Genomic DNA, 19094 nt, shown 5'->3' on the forward strand with positions numbered 1-19094 from the left:
CGGACCGCCTCGTAGAGATGCGCGGGCTCCGCCACGGACGCCGGGCCTCAGCCGCCCCGGATCAGCGAGCCTGCGCCGTGTTCTGTGAACAGCTCCAGCAGCACCGCGTTGGGGGCGCGTCCGTCGATGATGGCAACCGCGCGCACGCCGCCCTCGATCGCGGTGAGCGCGGTTTCGGTTTTGGGGATCATGCCGCCGGCGATCACGCCCGCGCGGGTCATCTCGCGGATGTTCGCGGCGGTCAGTTCGGTTACCACCTCGCCGTCGGCGTTCTTGACGCCGGGCACATCCGTCAGCAGCAGCAGGCGGTCGGCCTTGAGGGCTGCGGCGATGGCGCCGGCGGCGGTGTCGCCGTTGACGTTGAAGGTCTCGCCGTTGCGGCCGGCGCCGATCGGGGCGATCACCGGGATGATCTCATGCGCGAAGAGATCGGTCAGCAGCTTGGGGTTCATCTGAGCCGGGGTGCCGACGAAGCCAAGCGCCGGGTCGGTCTGGTCGCAGACCATCAGGTTGGCATCCTTGCCCGAGAGGCCCACCGCGGTTCCGCCCTGCCGGTTGACCGCCTGCACGATCCGCTTGTTGACGAGGCCGGACAGCACCATCTCGACCACCTCGACGGTGGCTTTGTCGGTCACACGCTTGCCGTTGACGAATTCGGACTGAACGCCCAGCTTGCCCAGCATGGCATTGATCATCGGGCCGCCGCCATGAACGATCACCGGGTTCACGCCGACCTGCCGCATCAGCACAACGTCGCGTGCGAAAATGTCCATCGCCGCGTCGCTGCCCATGGCGTGACCGCCCAGCTTGATGACGATGATGGCCTCGTCATAGCGCTGCAGGTAGGGCAGCGCGTGAGACAGCGTTTCGGCGGTGGCGATCCAGTTGCGGTTCATGTCCTGTGTCTTCATCGGAAACTCCGTTCCGGGCGAAATCTCACGAAAGCCGCGCGCGGCGCAAGCTATTCTTGCGTCAGCCCGTGGATGATGGTGCGCAGCGTGGCAATGCCGTCGCCCTTCTCGGACGAGGTCAGCACGATCTCGGGGTAGGCGGCGGGGTGATTGGCCAGCGCGCCGCGCACTTGCGTCAGCACCTTGTCGCGGTCGGCTGCCTTGACCTTGTCGATCTTGGTCAGCACGCATTGGAAGGTGACCGCGCTGCTGTCGAGCCGCGTCATGATCTCTTCGTCCACCGGTTTCACCCCGTGGCGCGCGTCGACCAGGACGAAGGCGCGGCGCAGGGTCTGGCGGCCGGAAAGGTACTGTTTCAGCAGCCGCTGCCATTTCTCCACCACCGGAAGCGGCGCGTTGGCAAAACCGTAGCCGGGCAGATCGACGAGATAGAGATCCGGCCCTTGCGTGAAATAGTTGATCTCCTGCGTCCGCCCCGGCGTGTTGGAGGCCCGCGCCAACCCCTTGGTGCCGGTCAGCGCGTTGATGAGGGAGGATTTTCCGACGTTGGAGCGCCCGGCGAAACAGACCTCGACCCGGTCGGCGGGGGGAAGGCCGGACATGGCGACCACGCCCTTGACGAAGAGCGACTCGCGCGCGAACAGCAGGCGGCCGGCCTCGGCGGTCTGCGGATCAGGCTCTTCTGCAAGGGGAAAGCGCATCTGCATCAGGTCAGAACCTCGATCCCGTCGCCCTCGGCCAGCGGGCCGCCGCGGGTCACGCGGGCATAGACGCCGCAATCCTGGTGGCCGAAGCCCTCGTTCAGGGCCTTCAGCGTCTCGGCGTCGCGCTGGCCGGTCCGGGGGTTCGCGGTGGTCGCCATGCAGCGGCGGATCGGTTCCACCACCTCCAGCTCGACCGCGCCGATGCGCAGCCGCTTGCCGGGCCATGTGACCTCTTCCCAGGCCTCGACGCCGTCGAACAGGATGTTGCCGCGCCAGCGCAGCGGCGAGATCGCATGCCCAAGCTGCGCCTCGACCGCGGCATGGCTGGCCAGGTTGATCAGCGAGACCGATTGGTAATCGCTGTCGGTCATCGCCACATCCGGCGCCCGGACCAGCCGCGCGGGCAATGCCCGGTCGGGGTTGGACAGGGGCTGCACCCAGGCGATGAAGCGGGCGGCATCGCCCGCGTCGTCGGGATCGATGGTGATGTCCTCGCGCTCGGGATGGCCCAGCGTGAGGCGGCCACTGGCAGAATCGGTTTGCGCCCGGATCGCCTGCAGCGCGGGCGATTTCGCCCCGATCGAGAACTCCCGGCAGGGCACCCAGCCGGGCGCGTCGGCGTCAAAGCGCGATTGTTCATGCGCCACCGCCCAGCGCCGGTCCCCGGGCAGGGCGGCGCCCTCGGTCAGGGCCAGTTGCGTCACCCGTTCGCGCCCGTGGGATTTGATCGGGTGACGCCAGATCTCCCTGACCCGGGCGGTCACTTCTTGCCCCCGGAGGCGCCGCGCTTGAAGGTTTCCTTGATGTTGCCGAAAACGTCCGGCTTGTACCCCTGGCTGCGCATGATCAGGTACTGCTGGGTAAAGGTGATGGTGTTGTTGGAGATCCAGTACACCACCAGCCCGCTGGCAAAGCCGCCCAGCATGAACATGAAGACCCAGGGCATCCAGGCAAAGATCATCTTTTGCGTCGGATCGGTGGGCGCCGGGTTCAGCTTCTGCTGCAGGAACATCGAGATGCCCAGCAGCAGCGGCAGGATGCCGATCAGCACCGTCGCCATCAGTGTTCCCGGCTCCGGTCCGGCCCAGGGGGCCAGGCCGAAGAAGTTCATGATCGAGGTGGGATCCGGCGCGCTGAGATCCTGGAACGGGCCGAACCAGCCGGTCTGGCGCAGCTCGATGGTGACGAAGATCACCTTGTAGAGCGAGAAGAAGATCGGGATCTGCAGCAGGATCGGCAGACAGCCGGCAGCCGGGTTCACCTTTTCCTTCTTGTAGAGCTCCATCATCCCCTGCTGGACCTTCTGGCGATCATCGCCGGCGGCTTCCTTCAGCTTTTCCATCTGCGGCTGAAGTTCCTTCATCTTGGCCATCGAGACGTAGGATTTGAAGGCCAGCGGGAACAGGATCGCCTTGAGGATCAGGGTCAGGCCGATGATCGACCAGCCCATGTTGCCGAGCAGGTTGTGGATATTGTGCAGCAGCCAGAAGATCGGCTTGGTCAGGAAAAAGAACCAGCCCCAGTCGATGCTGTCGATGAACCCCTCGATGCCCGCGTTCTCGTACTTGCGGATGGTTTCCCATTCCTTGGCACCGGCGAAGAGCTGCGTGGTGACCTGCGCCGACTGGCCCGCGCCCAGGGTTTCGGTCGGCAGCACTGTTTCGGTCTGGTAGATGTCGCGGCGGTCGTCGTATTTCGCCACCTGCTTGAAGGCGCTGCCGGGCGCGGGGATCAGCGTGGTCATCCAGTAGTGGTCGGTGAAGCCGATCCAGCCGTTGGTCTGCACCTGGTTGACCTCGGCGCGGGCGCCCTCCCGGGCCTGGAAATCGAAATCCGGCATCTTCTTGTAGTCGGTCTCGGTCAGTTCGCCGTCGGCCATGGCGACCACGCCCTCATGCAGGATGAAGAACTTCTTGCGGTTGGCGGGTTCGCCGTGGCGGGCCAGGATGCCGTAGGGCGCCAGGCCGACGGTGGCGCCACTGGCGTTTTCGACCGATTGGGTGACGGTGAACATGTAATCGGCGTCGATCGCGATCTCGCGGCGGAAGGTCAGCCCCTTGCCGTTGACCCAGGACAGGGTGACCGGCGCATCGATGCCCAGGGTCCCGCCCGAGGCGACGCGCCATTCGGTGTTTGGCCCGGGCACATCGTCCAGCGTCAGCCCGGCACCCGGCGCCCATCCATAAAGCGCGTAATAGGCCCCCTCGTCCCCCACCGGTTTCAGCATCTTGACGATCGGCGATCCCGCATCGATGGTTTCGCGGTAATCCTTCAGCGACAGGTCATCGATCCGCCCGCCCAGCAGCGAGATACTACCGGTGAGGCGCGGCGTGTCGATGGCGACACGCGGGGCGTCGGCGACGGTTTCCTGCACGGCCGCACCCTGGCCGGCGCCGGTCTCGCCGGCCCCGGCGCTGGGGGCGGTGGCGGGCACGCTGGCCTCCGGCGCGGTCTGGCTGACCTGCCCGGTCGGCGGGGCCTCGGCGGTTTCGGGTTCCGGTGGCGGAAAGAAGAGGAACCACCCGAGGATCACCAGGAAACTGAGGGCCGTTGCGATAATGAGGTTCTTGTTCTGATCGTCCATAGGGGACCGCCACCTTGTGCTGTCACTGACAGGGTGGGTTCAACAGAGTGCGGCCCCAAAGGTCAAGCGGATTCCGGGCCGGGTGCCGCGTGCCGCCGGGCCGCGGCCGGGCTGCGGGGCACCTATCCGGTTTCGCGGCCGATCCGTGGCGCATCCTGCAGTTTCGCCCGATGTGCGGCGATCCAGTCCAGCGTGTGGTCGAAGGGCATCGGCCGGCCGATTCCGAAACCCTGCACATGGTCGCAGCCCAGCTGCGCCAGGAGCGCATGTTCCCCCACCGTCTCGACCCCCTCGGCCAGGGTTTCCAGGTCCAGGCGTTCGGCCATCGTCAGGATCGCCGCGATCAGTTTCTGCTGCTCGGGGTCGCGGTCCGCCTTCATCACGAAGGAGCGGTCGATCTTGATGCGAGACACCGCGAACCGCTTGATCGAGGCCAGCGAGGCCTGTCCGGTGCCGAAATCGTCAAGGTCGATACGGCAACCCAGTTTGGCCAGGCCCGAGATGTTGCGCGTGATGGTTTCGTCGGGATCCGTGCCCATGACGGTTTCGAGGATCTCGATCGACAGCCGGTCCGGGGTCAGGTCGAAACGGTCGAGTTCCCAGCGGATGCGGTCGACCAGCGAGGGATTGCGCAATTCCTCGGTGGAGAAGTTCACGCCGACGCGCGGCACGTCCGCACCGGCGCTGTCCCAGGCCTTGAGCGCGGTCAGCGCGTTGTACAGGATCACCTCGCCCAGCCGCTCCATCAGCCCGGCCTCCTCCAGCGCCGGCAGGAAGGTCGCGGTGGGAAGCATCCCGTGCACCGGGTGCTGCCAGCGCGCCAGCGCCTCGAACCCGGTGATCTTGCCGGTGTCGGTCGAAATCTGCGGCTGATACCAGGGCTGGATCTGGCCGTTTTCGAGCGCCGCGGCGGCCTCTTCGCGCAGGTCGCTGCGGGCGCGGCTGCGGCGGTGCGTGTCCTGGCTGAAGACCCGGATCGCCGAGGGGCCGTTGGCCTGCGCATCGTTCAGCGCCTCGCCCGCCGCGGCGAACCAGGCGGCGGCATTCGATCCCGGAGCGCGGCTGCGCAGGCACAACCCGACCGAGCATGTCACATAGAGTGTCGCGGCATTCAGCGGGATCGGATCCTCGATCGCGCTCTGCATGCGCCCGGCGAGCTGGATGCACAGCTCCAGATCCAGCTGGCGCACCGGCGTGAGGCAGACGGCAAAGCGGCTGTCGCCGATCCGGGCGACGGTATCGGAGCCGCGCAGCGCGCTTCCGATCCGCTCGCCGGTCTGCAGCGCCATCAGGTCGGCGGCGCCCTGGCCGTGGCGTTCCTCCAACTCGCGGTAATCGTCAAGCTCCAGCACGAAACAGGCCGAGCGCAGGCCGGAGCGCGTGGTTTCGGAATAGACCCTTTCGAGCGCCGCCTCGAATCCGTCGCGCAGCAGCAGCCCGGTCACAGCGTCGCGCGGCACCAGCGGCGCCCGCGCGCGTTCGTCGAAGGCCCCGGCAAAGGCGAAGAGCAGCGGCAGCCCCAGCGAGGTAATCACCAGCGCCGACTCGCCCCAGAGCCAGAACGCCCCGAGCGTGATCGCCGGCAGGAACGCCAGCACCGGAGGGCCCATCAGAATGGTCAGGGCGTTGTGGCGCAGCCGGCTGAGGGCGCTGGGGTTGGGCAGGGGCATGGCAGCGGGGCCTTTCACATTTCGCATTGCGCGAGGTGAGGTTAGCCCGATGTTCTGACCCAGATGTTAACGCAGGTCGGGAATTTTCCCGGCGTCCTCTGGCGGTTCGGCGGCGGCGCGCATCAGCCCGGCGAAGTCGAACAGCTTGGGGTCGAGCATATGGGAGGGGCGGATGTTCATCAGCGCCCGGAACATGACCTGCCGGCGCCCCGGTGCGTTCCTTTCCCAGCCGTCGAGAATCGCCTTGACCTGCTGGCGCTGCAACCCGTCCTGGCTGCCGCAGAGGTCGCAGGGGATGATCGGGTAGTTCATCGCGCGGGCGAACCTCTCGCAATCGGCCTCGGCCACATGCGCCAGCGGTCGGTAGACGAACAGGTCGCCCTCTTCGTTGACCAGCTTGGGCGGCATCGTCGCCAGCCGCCCGCCGTGAAACAGGTTCATGAAGAAGGTTTCGAGGATGTCGTCGCGGTGGTGGCCCAGAACCACCGCCGAGCAGCCCTCTTCGCGCGCGATCCGGTAGAGGTTGCCGCGCCGCAGCCGCGAGCACAGCGCGCAAAAGGTGCGCCCCTGGGGCACCTTGTCCATCACCACCGAATAGGTGTCCTGGTATTCGATCCGGTGCGGCACCTGCATGCGTTCGAGAAACTCGGGCAGCACCGTGGCGGGAAAGCCGGGCTGACCCTGGTCGAGGTTGCAGGCGAGCAGATCCACCGGCAGCAGGCCGCGCCATTTCAATTCGTGGAGCACCGCGAGCAGCGTGTAACTGTCCTTGCCGCCCGACAGGCAGACCAGCCATTTCGGCCGTTTCTCTCCGCGTTCGACCATACCGTATTGCTCGACCGCCTCGCGGGTGGCGCGCACGATGCGCTTGCGCAGCTTCTTGAACTCCGTCGAGGAGGGCGCGCCGTGAAACAGCGGGTGGATATCGTCGGTTTCGTCGAACATGGCCCGGCTTTAGTGGAGTTGCGGGCATCCGGCAAGCGCCGCGCAATGCCACCGGCAAAGGCTATTGCCGCTTGTCAGCGCCTGTGGGCATTGCGTAGCCTTGATGCGTGTTCACGCGTTCCGATCCGGTGACAAAATGCAGGACGACATCGACCCGCCGCCCGACACAACGGCGGCAAGACCGGCCCGATCCCGGCGTGGCAGGCGCTGGGCGCCCTCGGGGGCGCTGGGGCTGCTGATCTTCGGCTTCGGCGCTGCCGCCGGGTTCCTGATCGCCTTTTCCGGCCTCGGCCTGCTGGAGGATTGGGCCGGCATCCTCTTGCTGGTGTTCCTGGCCACGCTGATGTTCATCGGCGCGATGGGGCTGCTGCTGTTTCTGTTCCGCAAGCCGCTGCTGCGGCGGCTGTTCGGCCTGGCCCGCACCGAGCTGGAAAGTTTCGCCGAGCCGCTGGCCGAGGTGGCGCGCAGCGCAGTGGACCGCAACCCGCAGCGGGCGACCGAGGCGGCGCGCGACCTGGCGCATATGGCGCTGGCGCGCTACGCCTGGATCTCGACGCGGCGCTGGATCATCGGCTCGCTCACCGCGCTGATCGCGGCGATGGCAGCGCTTGCGGGCACGGCGCTGCTGTTCCGGCAGAACCAGCTGTTGCAGGACCAGTCGCAGCTTCTGGCCGAGCAGAACACGCGGATCGACCGGCAGATCACGCTGGAGACCTATACCGTGCAACTGGCCGAGGCGGCGCGCAACGCGCAGCTTGTCGTCGAGATCACCGCCATCGCCGCCGAACTGGGCGCCGCGGTGGACCGCGCAATGCAGGCGCAGGGCGTGCCCGAGACCGGCGCGGGCGGGCGCACCGCCGACGGGGCGATGCCGGTGCTCGACCCGTTGCAGGATCTCGATCTGGGTCTGATCATGCGGATCAGCGCGGCCAGCCGGGCGACGCGGCCCTATCGGTTCCTGCGCGGCGGTATCCGCAGCGAGGATCAATCCGCCATCCTGCGCGCCGCGCTGGAACGGCGCCGCACCGATCTGCCCAAGACGCTTGCCGCCATGGGCGCGGCCTTTGGTTGGGACGAGGGCACCGGCGCGGCGCTCGACCTTGTCGACCGACCGGCCAGCCCCGAGCGCGGGCAGCTGCTGACGGCGCTGCTGCAATCGGGCATTCGCGACACCGAGGTGCTGGGGTTCTACGGGCTGGACCTGTCCTATGCCTATGCGCCGGGCTCGATCCTGCCGGCGGTGTCGGCGCAACTGGGGCAACTCAGCTATGCCGACCTGTCCTTCGGTCAGCTGTTCGAATGCGATTTCGGCGGCGCGTCGCTCTATAGTGCGCGGTTTCGTAAGGCGCATCTGCGCGATGTCTCCTTTGCCTCGGTCCCGGGGCAGGCGGTCAAGGGGCCGTTCCAACGCGGTGACGTCACCTATGACACCAACCTCTCGGGGGCCGATTTCAGCGGCGCCTACCTGTTGCGGCCCGGGTTCGCCGGGGTGAACGGGCTGGCGCTGCAATTCGACGGCGCTGCGCTGGTCGAGGCGGATTTCAGCGATGCGAGCCTGGCCGCCTCGACCTTTCGCGGGGCGGTGATCCTGGGGTCGACGTTCGACGGGGCGGATCTGCGGTCAGTCGATTTCGACGGCGCGATCCTGGTGGGCGGCGATGCGCTGGACCGGCTGGTCGGGGCGGCGGCACCGGGCAGCTTCGTGCCCGACCGCTTTGCACTGGAGCCGGTGGAGATCACCGCGGCGCTGGAGGTGGAGGCGCTTTACCGGGTGATGGAGCCTGAGGAGCTGGAGGCGCGGGTCGAGGGGCGCGGGCTCTACCGGGTGCGGCGGGTGAAACCGTTCGAGGAGTGAGGCGGCAGGCTCAGCCCCTGGGCTTTGCCTTTGGCTCCGGCACCGGATCATAACCGTCGCTGCCCAGCGGGTGACAGCGGCCGATGCGGCGCAGCGCCAGCCAGCTCCCGCGCAGCGCACCGTGTTTTTCAAGCGCCTCCAGCGCATAGGCGCTGCAGGTGGGTTGATAGCGGCAGTTATGCCCGACCCAGGGCGAAAAGATCAGCCGATAGGCATAAACGGGCAGGGCGACGATACGGGCGAGCGGGGTCATGGGCGGGGCTTCTTGCGGTCGGCGTGCAGTTTCGACAGCGCATATCTAAGATCGCCCAGCAGCGTCTCATAGGGGGCTGCGACAGTTGTGCCGTGTCGCCCGATCAGCACGTAGTCCCATCCGTCATGGCCGAGGTCGGGCAGCACCGCGCGCGCCACCGCGCGCAGCCGACGCCTGGCGCGGTTGCGGGCCACGGCGTTGCCGACCTTCTTGGAACAGGTAAAGCCGACGCGGGTGCCGGTCGCCGGATGCCCCTCGGGGCGGCGGCGGGCCTGCACCACCATCGTCGCGGTCGCCTGGCGCCTTGCGCGGGAGGTGGCGAGGAATTCGGCCCGTTTGCGCAGGGTTTGCGGTGGGTGGGGCCTGGCCGGGGCCGGGCATGACGAAACCGCCGGGGGCGTGTTCCCCGTTTTGGATTCGGGGGCCTCCGGCGGTGTCGATGTCATCGGAACCTGTCTTGAGGCGTTACGCGCTCAGCGACTTGCGGCCGCGCGCACGGCGGGCGTTCAGGATCTTGCGGCCGGCCTTGGTGGCCATGCGGGCGCGGAAGCCGTGGCGCCGCTTGCGAACGAGGTTCGAGGGTTGAAAGGTGCGTTTCATCGCTCCGTCTCCAGTCTAGCGGTCGGGTGCGGCGCAGATTCGCCCCCCGGTCATGTTCGGAGCCCGTCCTTTACGGGCAGTCGCGGCGTAAGTCAAACCCCGGCAGGGCGTTTCCGGGGGGCTTTGCAACAAAATCCGCCGCGGCGGGGCGCGCAATGTTACAAACCCTGTTGCTGCGGCCGCTTTCGTCACGATTTCGCGCCGGGCCATCACCGGAGCGTGAAGCCCCCTGTCGCTTTTTGCCCCGGTGGCGCATCTTCGAGGTGAGGCCACCGCAGGCAAGAGGACCGGACCGAGGATGACGGAGACGCAGATCATGAAGACCCCCCGTGCGCGCCGCCTGCTGCGGCATGCTCCTCTGGCCGTGGTGCTGATGGTGGCGGCGCTGGGGGCGGTGATGCTCGGCGATGCGCTGAGTTTCGACACGCTGCGCGACAACCGGGCGGCGCTGCTGGCCTTCCGCGACGCCAATTTCGCCGGGTTGGTGCTGATCTTTGTCGGCACCTACGTGGGAATCGTCGCCTTTTCGCTGCCGGGGGCGGCGGTGGCCTCGGTTACCGGCGGGTTCCTCTTTGGTCTGGCGCTGGGCACGGTGTTCAACGTGCTCTCGGCGACCATCGGGGCGGCGGCGATCTTTCTCGTGGCGCGCTGGGGCCCGGGGCGGGCCCTGAGCGCGCGCATGGACGCCTCGGAGGGGCGGCTGCAACGGCTGCGCGAGGGGCTGCGCGAACATGAGATCAGCATGCTGTTCCTGCTGCGGCTGGTGCCGGCGGTGCCGTTCTTTGTCGCCAACCTGCTGCCGGCGCTGGTCGGCGTGCGGTTCTGGAATTTCCTCTGGACCACGGCGCTGGGCATCGTGCCCGGGGCCATCGTGTTCACCTGGATCGGCGTCGGGCTGGGCGAGGTTTTTGCCCGGGGCGAGAGCCCCGACCTGTCGCTGGTCCGGGAACCGTACATTCTGGGGCCGATTCTGGGGCTTTGCGCGCTGGCCGCGCTGCCGATCCTGGTCAAGCTGCTGCGCGGCGGCAAGGAGGTATAGGCGGGATGGAGCGGATCAAGACCGACCTTCTGGTGATCGGCGCGGGCTCCGGCGGGCTGTCGGTGGCCGCGGGCGCGGCACAGATGGGCGCCCGGGTGGTGCTGCTGGAAGGCCACCGGATGGGGGGCGATTGCCTGAACTACGGTTGCGTCCCCTCCAAGGCGCTGATCGCCGCGGCCAAGGCGGCGCACGGGCAGGCGACGGCGGGGACATTCGGCCTGGCCAGCGTTGTGCCGCAGGTGGACTATGCCGCAGTCATGGATCACGTGGCCGATGTGATCGGCCGGATCGAACCGATGGACAGCCAGGAACGATTCGAGGGCCTCGGCGTGCGGGTGATCCGGGAGTATGGACATTTCCTCTCCGCGCGTGAGGTGCAGGCGGGGGAACACCTGATCCGTGCGCGGCGGGTGGTGATCGCCACCGGCTCCTCGCCGCTGGTGCCGCCGATTCCGGGCCTGGCCGAGGTGCCTTACCTGACCAACGAGACGCTCTTCGACCTGCGAGAGCGGCCCGAACATCTGCTGATCATCGGCGGCGGGCCGATCGGGATGGAGATGGCGCAGGCGCACGCAAGGCTGGGCTGCAGGGTCACGGTGATCGAGGGCGACCGCGCGCTCAATCGCGACGACCCGGAGCTGGCCGGGGTGGTGCGTGAAACCCTGCGCGACGAGGGGGTGGAGATCGCCGAAGGCGCGAAGGTGGCCCGGGTTTCCGGCACGACGGAGGCCATCGAGGTCGCGGCCGAGGACGGCCGGACCTTCTTCGGCACGCACCTGTTGGTGGCGGTGGGACGCAAACCCAACCTGGACCGGCTGAACCTGCAGGCGGCGGGGATCGAGACCACGCGGGCGGGGGTGCGCGTGGACGCCGGGCTGCGCACGACCAACCGCCGGGTCTATGCCATCGGCGACGTGGCGGGCGGGCTGCAGTTCACCCATGTGGCGGGCTACCACGCCGGGGTCATCATCCGTTCTGCCCTGTTCGGTCTGCCGTCCAGGGCGAAAGAGACGCATATCCCGCGCGTCACCTATACCGCGCCGGAACTGGCGCAGGTCGGACTGAGCGAGGCCGAGGCGCGCGAGGTCCACGGCGCGCGGCTGGAGGTGGTGCGGTTCGACTACGCCCATAACGACCGGGCCATCGCCGAACGCGAAACGGCGGGCTTTGCCAAGGTCATGGTGGTCAAGGGGCGCCCTGTCGGCGCCAGCATCGTCGGCCACCAGGCGGGTGAATTGATCGGGTTCTGGGCGCTGGCGCTGGCCAATGGGCTGAAGATGGGCCAGATCGCCGCGATGGTCGCGCCCTATCCGACCATCGGCGAGCTTAACAAACGGGTGGCGGGGGCCTATTTCTCACCCAGGTTGTTTGATAGTCAGATGGTCAAACGGGTGGTCGGGACGGTGCAGAGCTGGCTGCCCTGACCTGAAAGGGCTGCATGCTGAATACGCTTTCGGGCCGGTTCCTGATCCTGACCACGGTCTTCGTGATGCTGGCCGAGGTGCTGATCTTCGTGCCGTCAATCGCACGGTTCCGGGTCGATTACCTGACCGACCGGCTGGAGCGCGCGCAGATCGCGTCGATGGCGCTTTTGGCCGACGACATGCTGGAGACCGATCTGGAGGCGGAGCTTTTGCGCAACGCCGGGGTGTTCAACGTGGTGCTGCGCCGCGACGAGATGCGGCAGCTGATGCTTTCCTCGCCGATCCCGGAGCCGATCGCGGCAACCTATGACCTGCGCCACGCGGGCGCGGCGATGCTGATCCGCGACGCGCTGGTCCGGCTGTTTACCCGGGAAAACCAGATCGTGCGGGTGATCGGCGCGCCCACCCGTGACGCCGGGCGGCTGATCGAGGTGACGATGGAGACCGCGCCGCTGCGCATGGCGATGATCGACTACGGGCTGCGCATCCTGCTGCTGTCGGCGGTAATCTCGGTGTTCACCGCTGTTCTGCTCTTTGTCGCCGTGCAGCGGGTTCTGGTGCGGCCGATCAAGGGCGTGGTGGGCTACATGAAACGCTATGCCGCCGCCCCCGAGGATGCGCGCGGGATCATCCAGCCCCGCGCCGGGGTAAGCGAACTGCGCGAGGCCGAAGAGGCGCTGCAGACGCTGCAGATCGAGCTGACGCAATTGTTGAAGCAGCGCGAGCGCATGGCACAGCTTGGCGGCGCGGTGGCCAAGGTGAGCCACGATCTGCGCAACATCCTGACCAGCGCGCAGCTGTTCACCGACCGGATCGAGGCGATCGAGGATCCGCGCGTGCGGCGGCTGGCGCCCAAGCTGGTCGGCTCGATCACCCGCGCGGTGACACTGTGCGAAAGCACGCTGGCCTTTGGCCGCGCCGAAGAGGCGCCGCCGGGGCTGCGGCTGGTCGGGCTGGCCGGTATCGCCGAGGAGGTGATCGAGGGCGAACGCCTGGCCGCCGGCAACGGCGAGGTGGTGCTGGAAAACGCGGTTCCCCCGGCGCTGCAGCTGCGGGCCGATCCCGAACAGCTCTACCGGGTGTTGCTGAACCTGGTTCGAAACGCGCGGCAGGCCATCGAGGCGAGCCGTCGCCCGGGCAAGGTTACCCTGAGCGCGCGCGAGGACGACGAGGCCTGGTGGATCGAGATTGTGGATACCGGCCCGGGCCTGCCCGCAAAGGCGCGCGACAACCTGTTCACCCCGTTCCGCGGCGGCGCACGGGCCGGCGGCGCCGGGCTGGGGCTGGCGATCTCGGCCGAACTGGTGCGCGGGCACGGCGGCACCCTGGAGCTGGTCCGAACCGGCGACAAGGGCACGGTTTTCACCATCCGGCTGCCGCGTTCGATGTCTGGGCTGGACGCCGCCGGGGTCTGAAGCCGGGTTCAGAACACGCCGGTGAAAAGGGCGAAAAAACCTGCAAAATGGGTTGCAAAGCCCGAAACCCGGCGGTACATGCAGGGCCTTAGTGGACCGATAGCTCAGCTGGATAGAGTACCTGACTACGAATCAGGGGGTCGGGGGTTCGAATCCTCCTCGGTCCGCCAATAAAATCAATGACTTAGGCGGAATTTCCCACTATTGGACAAATTCGGTGTCCGACGTGTGTCCGATTTTTTCGTGAACCTGTGGAGGCTTTGGTCTCCGGGCTTCGTCCGAAGTTCCTGCCTCATGAATCACATCACACCTGGTGCCCTCACAACATCGATTCGCTGTTACCCGATCCGTTCGCCCGACGGCTTCTCAAGATACAGACGGTACTCGTGCGAGCCGAGTTTCTCGAAGATCACGACGTCGCCTATCTCGGCCCCGCTGTCGGACAGGACGAGCTTGGCGAAGGACCGGGATCGGAAGAACTCCCGTGGTCCCTTGCCGTCTGGATAGCTGGGAATGTCGGTATCAACCGCATGGTGGCGCCAGCGGAGCCTGAGTGCAGCCGGCGCCGGGCTGTGCTTGTCGTTGGAGCCGATCACGTCCGGCGGCAAAAGGTGCCTGAACGGCGTCAGGGTGATGCGGAAGGCCTTGAGGTTCCCGGCGGTGATCGGGCGGCTGCGGTATTCGGTCGTCATTCTGCGGCGGTTTTCTTGCGGCGGGTTCGTCTGGCCGCAATGGGCCGTTCACGTCATCGCGGCAGAGACGGGCGGGGAGCCGTCATTCGCCGCACCGGCCACGAACAGCAGCAATGCGCAGTTCGCGTCATTTGCAAAGCCGCGGGATCTAGCGGCAGGAGGAACGACGCATGCTGCAGGCGCGTCGGTAACGCCGCCCTTCGCCGCAGGTGCAGGCCCAAAGCGGGTCGAAGAGCCTGTGGCAAACTGCGAAAGAGAAGTTCCGGAACGGCGATGAGGAGCCAGCAGGGCAATAGGCTCGGCAATAAGGTTTCCCTCTCAGCTCCAGCGACGGAGTGCGAAAATTTGAAGTTGATCTGACTGTCTACTTACGGTTTCGAAGGGAGCACCGGACCGGAAGCCACGAATGACAACGATGGCGGTAAACCTGCCGATTACACAGCATTAAAGGAACCACAGCAATGGGCTCGGACCGGACTTTCGGCGGTGGGGCAGTAGGGCCGCGGCGACTTCGCATCCAAGCTCTGCCATCGTTTGACCGCATGCAGCCCAAACTCGACATTCATGCCGGGCGTAGCATGCTACCGCCCCCGTTGCCCGAACGGCGGAGAGCGGTCGTTTCGCAACATTGCTCTGCCTTCGAAACGGGGCGACCGATAGCAGCGCTCAATCGTAGTTCCGCATAATCATCAGCCCTCATCGTCTTTTCTGGAAACCCGCCCGAGCCTTGAGAGCATACGTGCCCACTCATCTACATCGGTGGAGAGCCGAGGCGCGGGTTCGGAGCGTCGCTTGTGAGTTTTATTGGATGGTTGCGAAACCGAATTGCCTGACTGGGGTTCAGATGAACGTGGGCGCTTCTTAGCGAGTGCATGTGGTTGTGACTTCCGAGCCTTTTGCAGTTTGCTGCCTGTGGTTCTTTTCTTCTGCCTAACCGGCTTTTCTTGGGAGACGCCGGATAGGGCGATCAGAAAAAAGGCAAGGCGAGGGGTCCACGGCGAACCATCAGCAGTCACACGGCCTGTTTCATTCAAATAATGAGAAACAAGTTTGGCCCCCACGATCCCCTTCTTGGCGAAATCTTCGAGGACAGAACGCAGTGGTCCTGAGACCTTGGCAGTTCCGCCGTTTCCTGACCCAAAATGCCTCCTCTCGGATGGCATAAGTTCTGAAACCTCATCGGGAATAATGCTAGGGTCTATATCCTTCTCCAGCGCTTCGAAGTCTACTAGCCGGTCACCGTCGATAACCTCGATGTCTTCAAGTGACAGTGGGTGCAGAAATGAGAACGTCTCTCTACGGCGACTGACGAGGTCGCCTTCAGCTAGAAGCGGCTGATCACAGTGAATGAAAAAACGATGTTTCTGATGATTTTGGTTTGAAAGTTCTTCAACCTGAACTTCCATCCTAAAGTCGGCGAAGTGGACTTCAACCACCACTGCAAGCTTCCAGGAGTTTCTTCTGGCTTTCCGGCCTACAGGTAGTATTCGCTGGTCGATCTTTTGTTCGGCCCCGAGAATGTCGTTGATTTCGGAAATTGGACGGCTGGAGGGGCGAGCACGCACAGAGCCAGAGGCAGGGCGCCCGTTGTCCGTGCAAGGGTGCTTCGCCCAAGGCTTTCCGAGTTCATCAAAGAAGACGCGGCTACCGTGTTCATTGGCATAAAAATAAACGGGCTGACCGCAGACGGGGCAGGATGCATTGGGGTTAACGAAGCAGCGAGAGTAGCTTGTTGCGCCGTAGCCTTTCAGTGTCTGCGTCGCTTGGTGCTTTTCATACTCGGAATAAACCGGCCGAAGTGGCTTTGTTACTGGCGCGGCAGGGACGCCTCCACCGTTTCGGTTGCCGCCGCCAACGCACCAGCCGCATGTGCACCAAGGGTAATGATTGTGTCCGGTCAATTTAGCACCAATATGCCGATACTCATTGTAATAAATTGGACCAAAAATGCACCTTTCGGTAGTCCCTTTCCCCCTGTTTCTATCAACCTCCAACCGCAGATCAAGACGACGTAGCCTTCCACCAAGTCTAATGTCTGGTTTGGGGCTGAGACCAGTCGTTGGGCCTGATCCGCGCGGAGGGCGGCTCTGGGCCGGTCACGCCCCGGAGGACGACCCCGGTTCGCAACTTTGCACCGGCAGCTATCTGCGCATCGCTGACGTCCATATCAGGGACGGTGAAGGTCGGAAGCCAGCCCAAAGCAGACACGATCCGCGCTTCCTTGCAGCCCTCACTTCTCCTGCAGGTCGGGTGGATTGCTGACATACGCTGCACCTGCGAGGTATCCCAGCGCAGTATCCGCATCTCGCAGGAAGTTTACACTTCGGCTAAGCCTCACACACAGAGTTTCGGATACTCCCCATCGGTCAGTTTCGTAGTGCCAACAATTCGAACACCCTAAACAGGGATAGAAACCCTCTAGAAATCATATGGTTCCGCCATTGCGATTATGCTACGGGTCAAATCGTCTGAAAGGTCAAACAGCCGTACCGCAATGTTGATTTACCTTTGGCGATCACTCACACGAAAATAAAGTCGTATTCCGTTAAACTGTCGGGGGTCACGGCGTTAATCACAACTTCGGTTCCACCTTCGAGGGTGATTAGCGTACTGTCCATGCCCGACATCTCGATTTCAATTGCTGAGAAGCTACTACCTACAACTTTAATTATATCCTCACCAGAACTGAAATCGACGATCACATCGCGTCCTTGTTTTTTGGTGCCAGAAAACACGAAGGTATCGGATCCTGCGCCTCCGACTAAGCTATCAGATCCCTTGTGTCCCCAAATAGCATCTGAGCCGTTTCCTCCTATCAGCTCGTCTGAACCACGATTCCCCTTGAGGATGTCTCGGCCGTTTCCACCCAGCAATTTGTCTGCCCCTTTCCCGCCGTCGATCACGTCGTTACCCTTCTCGCCGGAGAGGATGTCAGAGAACCGACCGCCATGGAGCTTATCATTACCGCTTCCAGCCGAAATCCGGCCTTCGACCAGCCCATCTTTATGATTAAAAAATTCGTCATTGCCGCCTTCGAGACGCACGTTGCCGATCATTTCCCCAGAATTGATGATCACATCATTTCCTGACCGCCCTGCAAATAGAGAGTAATCATTCCCTTCAATTCGACCTGAATTTACGAGTTTCAGGTTTGCCCCGTAACTGCCATCCCAAACTAATATGCCGAAATCTCGACCTAAAAGTGAACCAGAGTTTTCGATATCAACAGGGCCGGTTGATCCATTTCTTGGTGTAATACTGATAGCATTTATACCATAATTACCACTGTCGCTTTCGGCGGTAGTAATGACACCTGTATTGATAATGGAAGTCAGTCCGAAATTTGAAGCTGCAACGCCCGACCAAGCAGAAACAATAGTTCCAGAATTGAAAAGATCTAGTTGCCCATTAAGGGATTTGACTCCGTATCCAGCTTTGATGAGTCCATTGTTATTCACGCTTAGCCCAGCGTTGTAGTTGTAATAAATCCCATCGTAGTAGTAAATGCTATTGATGACACCTGTTTCATGAACGTTTACGGTTGAAGGCCGATTTCCCCAAACTTCAATAAGAGAATCTTCCGATTCAATATTTCCATACACATCAATTGTGTTGCCGCCTTCACCTCGAATGACCGGGAGGTCTTTACGATCCTGAATGATCCTTAAACCTTCTCGAACAGTGTAATTTTTTCCTTCAGGAAGGAGGATATTTATTTTGCGCAAAGCCATTCGAATCTCCAATTTATCTTTATTTGAAAACATCAGCGGAAACTTCTCAATTGAGTTCAACCGGCATTCTCAAAATGGACTGCAGCTTGACGGCAAGATCGCCTGATTTTACACTCTGATCAAGTGTTTGGAGCGGCTGGCGGCGTTCGCGTTGTATAAATTCACGGATCAGTGGACTATGGAGCTGCAACGAATGTCTCCTTCAGCGAGTCCCACCGGAGCATTTGGATCACCCGCCTATGACCGATTTGGGCCAGTCACGCCTGGAAGGACGACCCAGGTTCGCAACTTTGCACCGACGGCTTTCTGCGCATCTCTGACTTCCGTGCCCGGCGCACCGGAGGTCGCCAACCAAACAGACGGGTGAGATCGACGAGCCTAGACTATGCAGGATCGGCGAGTACTTCGAGGGATTTCTCGTAACCCCAGACTCCACCGATGTCTTCGAGTGGGTAGGCCCCAGCCGCTTTCAGAAGCCGGGGTAGGTCACGCCCGGGGCAGCCTCGTCGAGCCGCTTGATACGGACGCTGTGGCCCCAGTCATGGCCAAAGTCGTAGCTATACTGGATCTCCTTGGCATAGGTGGGCCCAGCGGCGCGTACCGGCGGGTCTGCTGACGGCCCGCTACATTGAGCGGACCAGTTCAGTCTTCATCATCATCCCTGAATGCGCGGTCCTCCCAGCCTTCGGGCCAGGGCCGGGTCAAGCCTTCGATCTCCTTCGGAGACAAAGGGCGAGTCGTCTGGTGGACGAATTCGATCCCGAGCAAACCTCCAGGATCCGGCACTTCGCCCATCGCCGCCGCGACGTCGTGCTCGCCCTTCTCCGTCAGGAAATCGTCGCCGCGAACAGTCAGTTCACAGCCGTCTTCATCCTTCGTGTGGAAAACGTAGTCGGCAGTGAGTGCCCTAGCGACCGCCAACACGCGCTTGGCCTGCGATGGGGTCAGCATGAAGGTGTTCTTCACCTCCACGAAGATGAGGTCTTCTTTCGACATTTTGGTGCTCTCGTAATGGATAGCTGGAACCAGGGTTGGGACCGGGCCGCCACACGGGCGACCCTGAAGGCTCTGTGCTGGTTCAAACCATGAACCGGTTGATGCTGTGCTGTACGACGTCCGGGACGCGCGAGCCCGACAGTACCAGGGAGGCATTGGCCATTTCGAGAGCCGCGACTTCCTCCTGCAGTTTGGGGGCGTCCTCGTCCTCGTAGTGCAGGTCCAGCTCGATGGCGAGGTGGTAGGCGAGCACGGCGATGGTCTGGACCATCTGG

At 63.9% G+C, this 19094-nt stretch carries 18 protein-coding genes, 1 tRNA gene and 1 pseudogene; 5 read left to right on the top strand and 15 right to left on the bottom strand.

The features are described 5' to 3' along the window. Window positions 1-47: 47 nt before the first annotated feature. The 6 genes from argB to ttcA all read right to left on the bottom strand — a co-directional run bounded on the left by argB (window position 48) and on the right by ttcA (window position 6814). Complete coding sequence (gene argB, locus P1U75_RS00360) at window positions 48-911, bottom strand: acetylglutamate kinase (protein WP_300238371.1); 864 nt, start codon at window positions 909-911, stop codon at window positions 48-50. Between the two features lie 50 nt (window positions 912-961). Beyond that, the gene (yihA, locus tag P1U75_RS00365; RefSeq protein WP_300238373.1) at window positions 962-1618 is read right to left on the bottom strand and encodes a ribosome biogenesis GTP-binding protein YihA/YsxC; all 657 of its coding nucleotides are present in this window, start codon (window positions 1616-1618) and stop codon (window positions 962-964) included. Continuing rightward, window positions 1618-2379 (bottom strand): MOSC domain-containing protein, encoded by a 762-nt coding sequence (locus tag P1U75_RS00370; RefSeq protein WP_300238376.1) that lies wholly within the window; start codon window positions 2377-2379, stop codon window positions 1618-1620. Before P1U75_RS00370 ends, yihA begins: the two co-directional genes overlap by 1 nt. Next, complete coding sequence (gene yidC, locus P1U75_RS00375) at window positions 2376-4199, bottom strand: membrane protein insertase YidC (protein ID WP_300238380.1); 1824 nt, start codon at window positions 4197-4199, stop codon at window positions 2376-2378. Before yidC ends, P1U75_RS00370 begins: the two co-directional genes overlap by 4 nt. Window positions 4200-4321: 122 nt before the next feature. Continuing rightward, the gene (locus P1U75_RS00380) at window positions 4322-5869 is read right to left on the bottom strand and encodes a bifunctional diguanylate cyclase/phosphodiesterase (protein ID WP_300238382.1); all 1548 of its coding nucleotides are present in this window, start codon (window positions 5867-5869) and stop codon (window positions 4322-4324) included. A gap of 66 nt (window positions 5870-5935) precedes the next feature. Beyond that, the gene (gene ttcA, locus P1U75_RS00385; protein ID WP_300238384.1) at window positions 5936-6814 is read right to left on the bottom strand and encodes a tRNA 2-thiocytidine(32) synthetase TtcA; all 879 of its coding nucleotides are present in this window, start codon (window positions 6812-6814) and stop codon (window positions 5936-5938) included. 136 nt (window positions 6815-6950) lie between these two features. On the opposite strand from ttcA, the gene P1U75_RS00390 reads away from it, so the two are divergent. Beyond that, the gene (locus tag P1U75_RS00390) at window positions 6951-8669 is read left to right on the top strand and encodes a pentapeptide repeat-containing protein (protein WP_300238386.1); all 1719 of its coding nucleotides are present in this window, start codon (window positions 6951-6953) and stop codon (window positions 8667-8669) included. 10 nt (window positions 8670-8679) lie between these two features. Here P1U75_RS00390 and yidD read toward each other — a convergent pair whose 3' ends face one another. Genes yidD through rpmH form a run of 3 tightly spaced genes read right to left on the bottom strand, consistent with a single transcriptional unit; the run spans window position 8680 to window position 9522 of the window. Further along, window positions 8680-8922 (bottom strand): membrane protein insertion efficiency factor YidD, encoded by a 243-nt coding sequence (yidD, locus tag P1U75_RS00395; RefSeq protein ID WP_300238388.1) that lies wholly within the window; start codon window positions 8920-8922, stop codon window positions 8680-8682. Further along, window positions 8919-9368, bottom strand: a complete 450-nt coding sequence (rnpA, locus tag P1U75_RS00400) for a ribonuclease P protein component (protein WP_300238391.1) — start codon at window positions 9366-9368, stop codon at window positions 8919-8921. Before rnpA ends, yidD begins: the two co-directional genes overlap by 4 nt. A 19-nt stretch (window positions 9369-9387) precedes the next feature. Then, entirely contained in the window at window positions 9388-9522 is a 135-nt protein-coding gene (rpmH, locus tag P1U75_RS00405; RefSeq protein WP_012177012.1) for a 50S ribosomal protein L34, read from the bottom strand. Between the two features lie 316 nt (window positions 9523-9838). On the opposite strand from rpmH, the gene P1U75_RS00410 reads away from it, so the two are divergent. The 4 genes from P1U75_RS00410 (at window position 9839) to P1U75_RS00425 (ending at window position 13570) form a co-directional block, all read left to right on the top strand. After that, a complete protein-coding gene (locus P1U75_RS00410) occupies window positions 9839-10561 on the top strand; it encodes a TVP38/TMEM64 family protein (protein ID WP_300238394.1) in 723 nt (240 codons plus the stop codon). Between the two features lie 5 nt (window positions 10562-10566). Continuing rightward, window positions 10567-11985, top strand: coding sequence for an FAD-dependent oxidoreductase (locus P1U75_RS00415; protein ID WP_300238396.1), 1419 nt, complete (start codon window positions 10567-10569; stop codon window positions 11983-11985). A gap of 14 nt (window positions 11986-11999) precedes the next feature. Beyond that, window positions 12000-13400: a HAMP domain-containing sensor histidine kinase gene (locus P1U75_RS00420; RefSeq protein ID WP_300238398.1), complete on the top strand. Its 1401-nt coding sequence runs from the start codon at window positions 12000-12002 to the stop codon at window positions 13398-13400. Window positions 13401-13493: 93 nt separating this feature from the next. Next, a tRNA-Arg gene (locus P1U75_RS00425) sits at window positions 13494-13570 on the top strand. Between the two features lie 168 nt (window positions 13571-13738). On the opposite strand, the gene P1U75_RS00430 is transcribed toward P1U75_RS00425, so the two are convergent. The 6 genes and pseudogenes from P1U75_RS00430 to P1U75_RS00450 form a co-directional block, all read right to left on the bottom strand. Beyond that, a complete protein-coding gene (locus P1U75_RS00430; RefSeq protein ID WP_300238401.1) occupies window positions 13739-14092 on the bottom strand; it encodes a hypothetical protein in 354 nt (117 codons plus the stop codon). Window positions 14093-14781: 689 nt separating this feature from the next. Continuing rightward, complete coding sequence (locus P1U75_RS00435; protein WP_300238404.1) at window positions 14782-15993, bottom strand: hypothetical protein; 1212 nt, start codon at window positions 15991-15993, stop codon at window positions 14782-14784. A 618-nt stretch (window positions 15994-16611) separates the two neighbouring features. Further along, the gene (locus P1U75_RS00440) at window positions 16612-17823 is read right to left on the bottom strand and encodes a hypothetical protein (RefSeq protein WP_300238406.1); all 1212 of its coding nucleotides are present in this window, start codon (window positions 17821-17823) and stop codon (window positions 16612-16614) included. Between the two features lie 383 nt (window positions 17824-18206). Continuing rightward, window positions 18207-18469, bottom strand: a pseudogene (locus P1U75_RS20555) (hypothetical protein). After that, entirely contained in the window at window positions 18466-18819 is a 354-nt protein-coding gene (locus tag P1U75_RS00445; RefSeq protein WP_300238408.1) for a hypothetical protein, read from the bottom strand. Before P1U75_RS00445 ends, P1U75_RS20555 begins: the two are co-directional and overlap by 4 nt. 82 nt (window positions 18820-18901) lie before the next feature. Then, the coding region (locus P1U75_RS00450; RefSeq protein WP_300238410.1) for a hypothetical protein at window positions 18902-19094 on the bottom strand (193 nt) is incomplete at its 5' end.

Origin of the sequence: Antarcticimicrobium sp. (genome assembly GCF_029212575.1) — a bacterium.
In the GTDB taxonomy this organism is placed as follows: Bacteria; Pseudomonadota; Alphaproteobacteria; order Rhodobacterales; family Rhodobacteraceae; genus Antarcticimicrobium.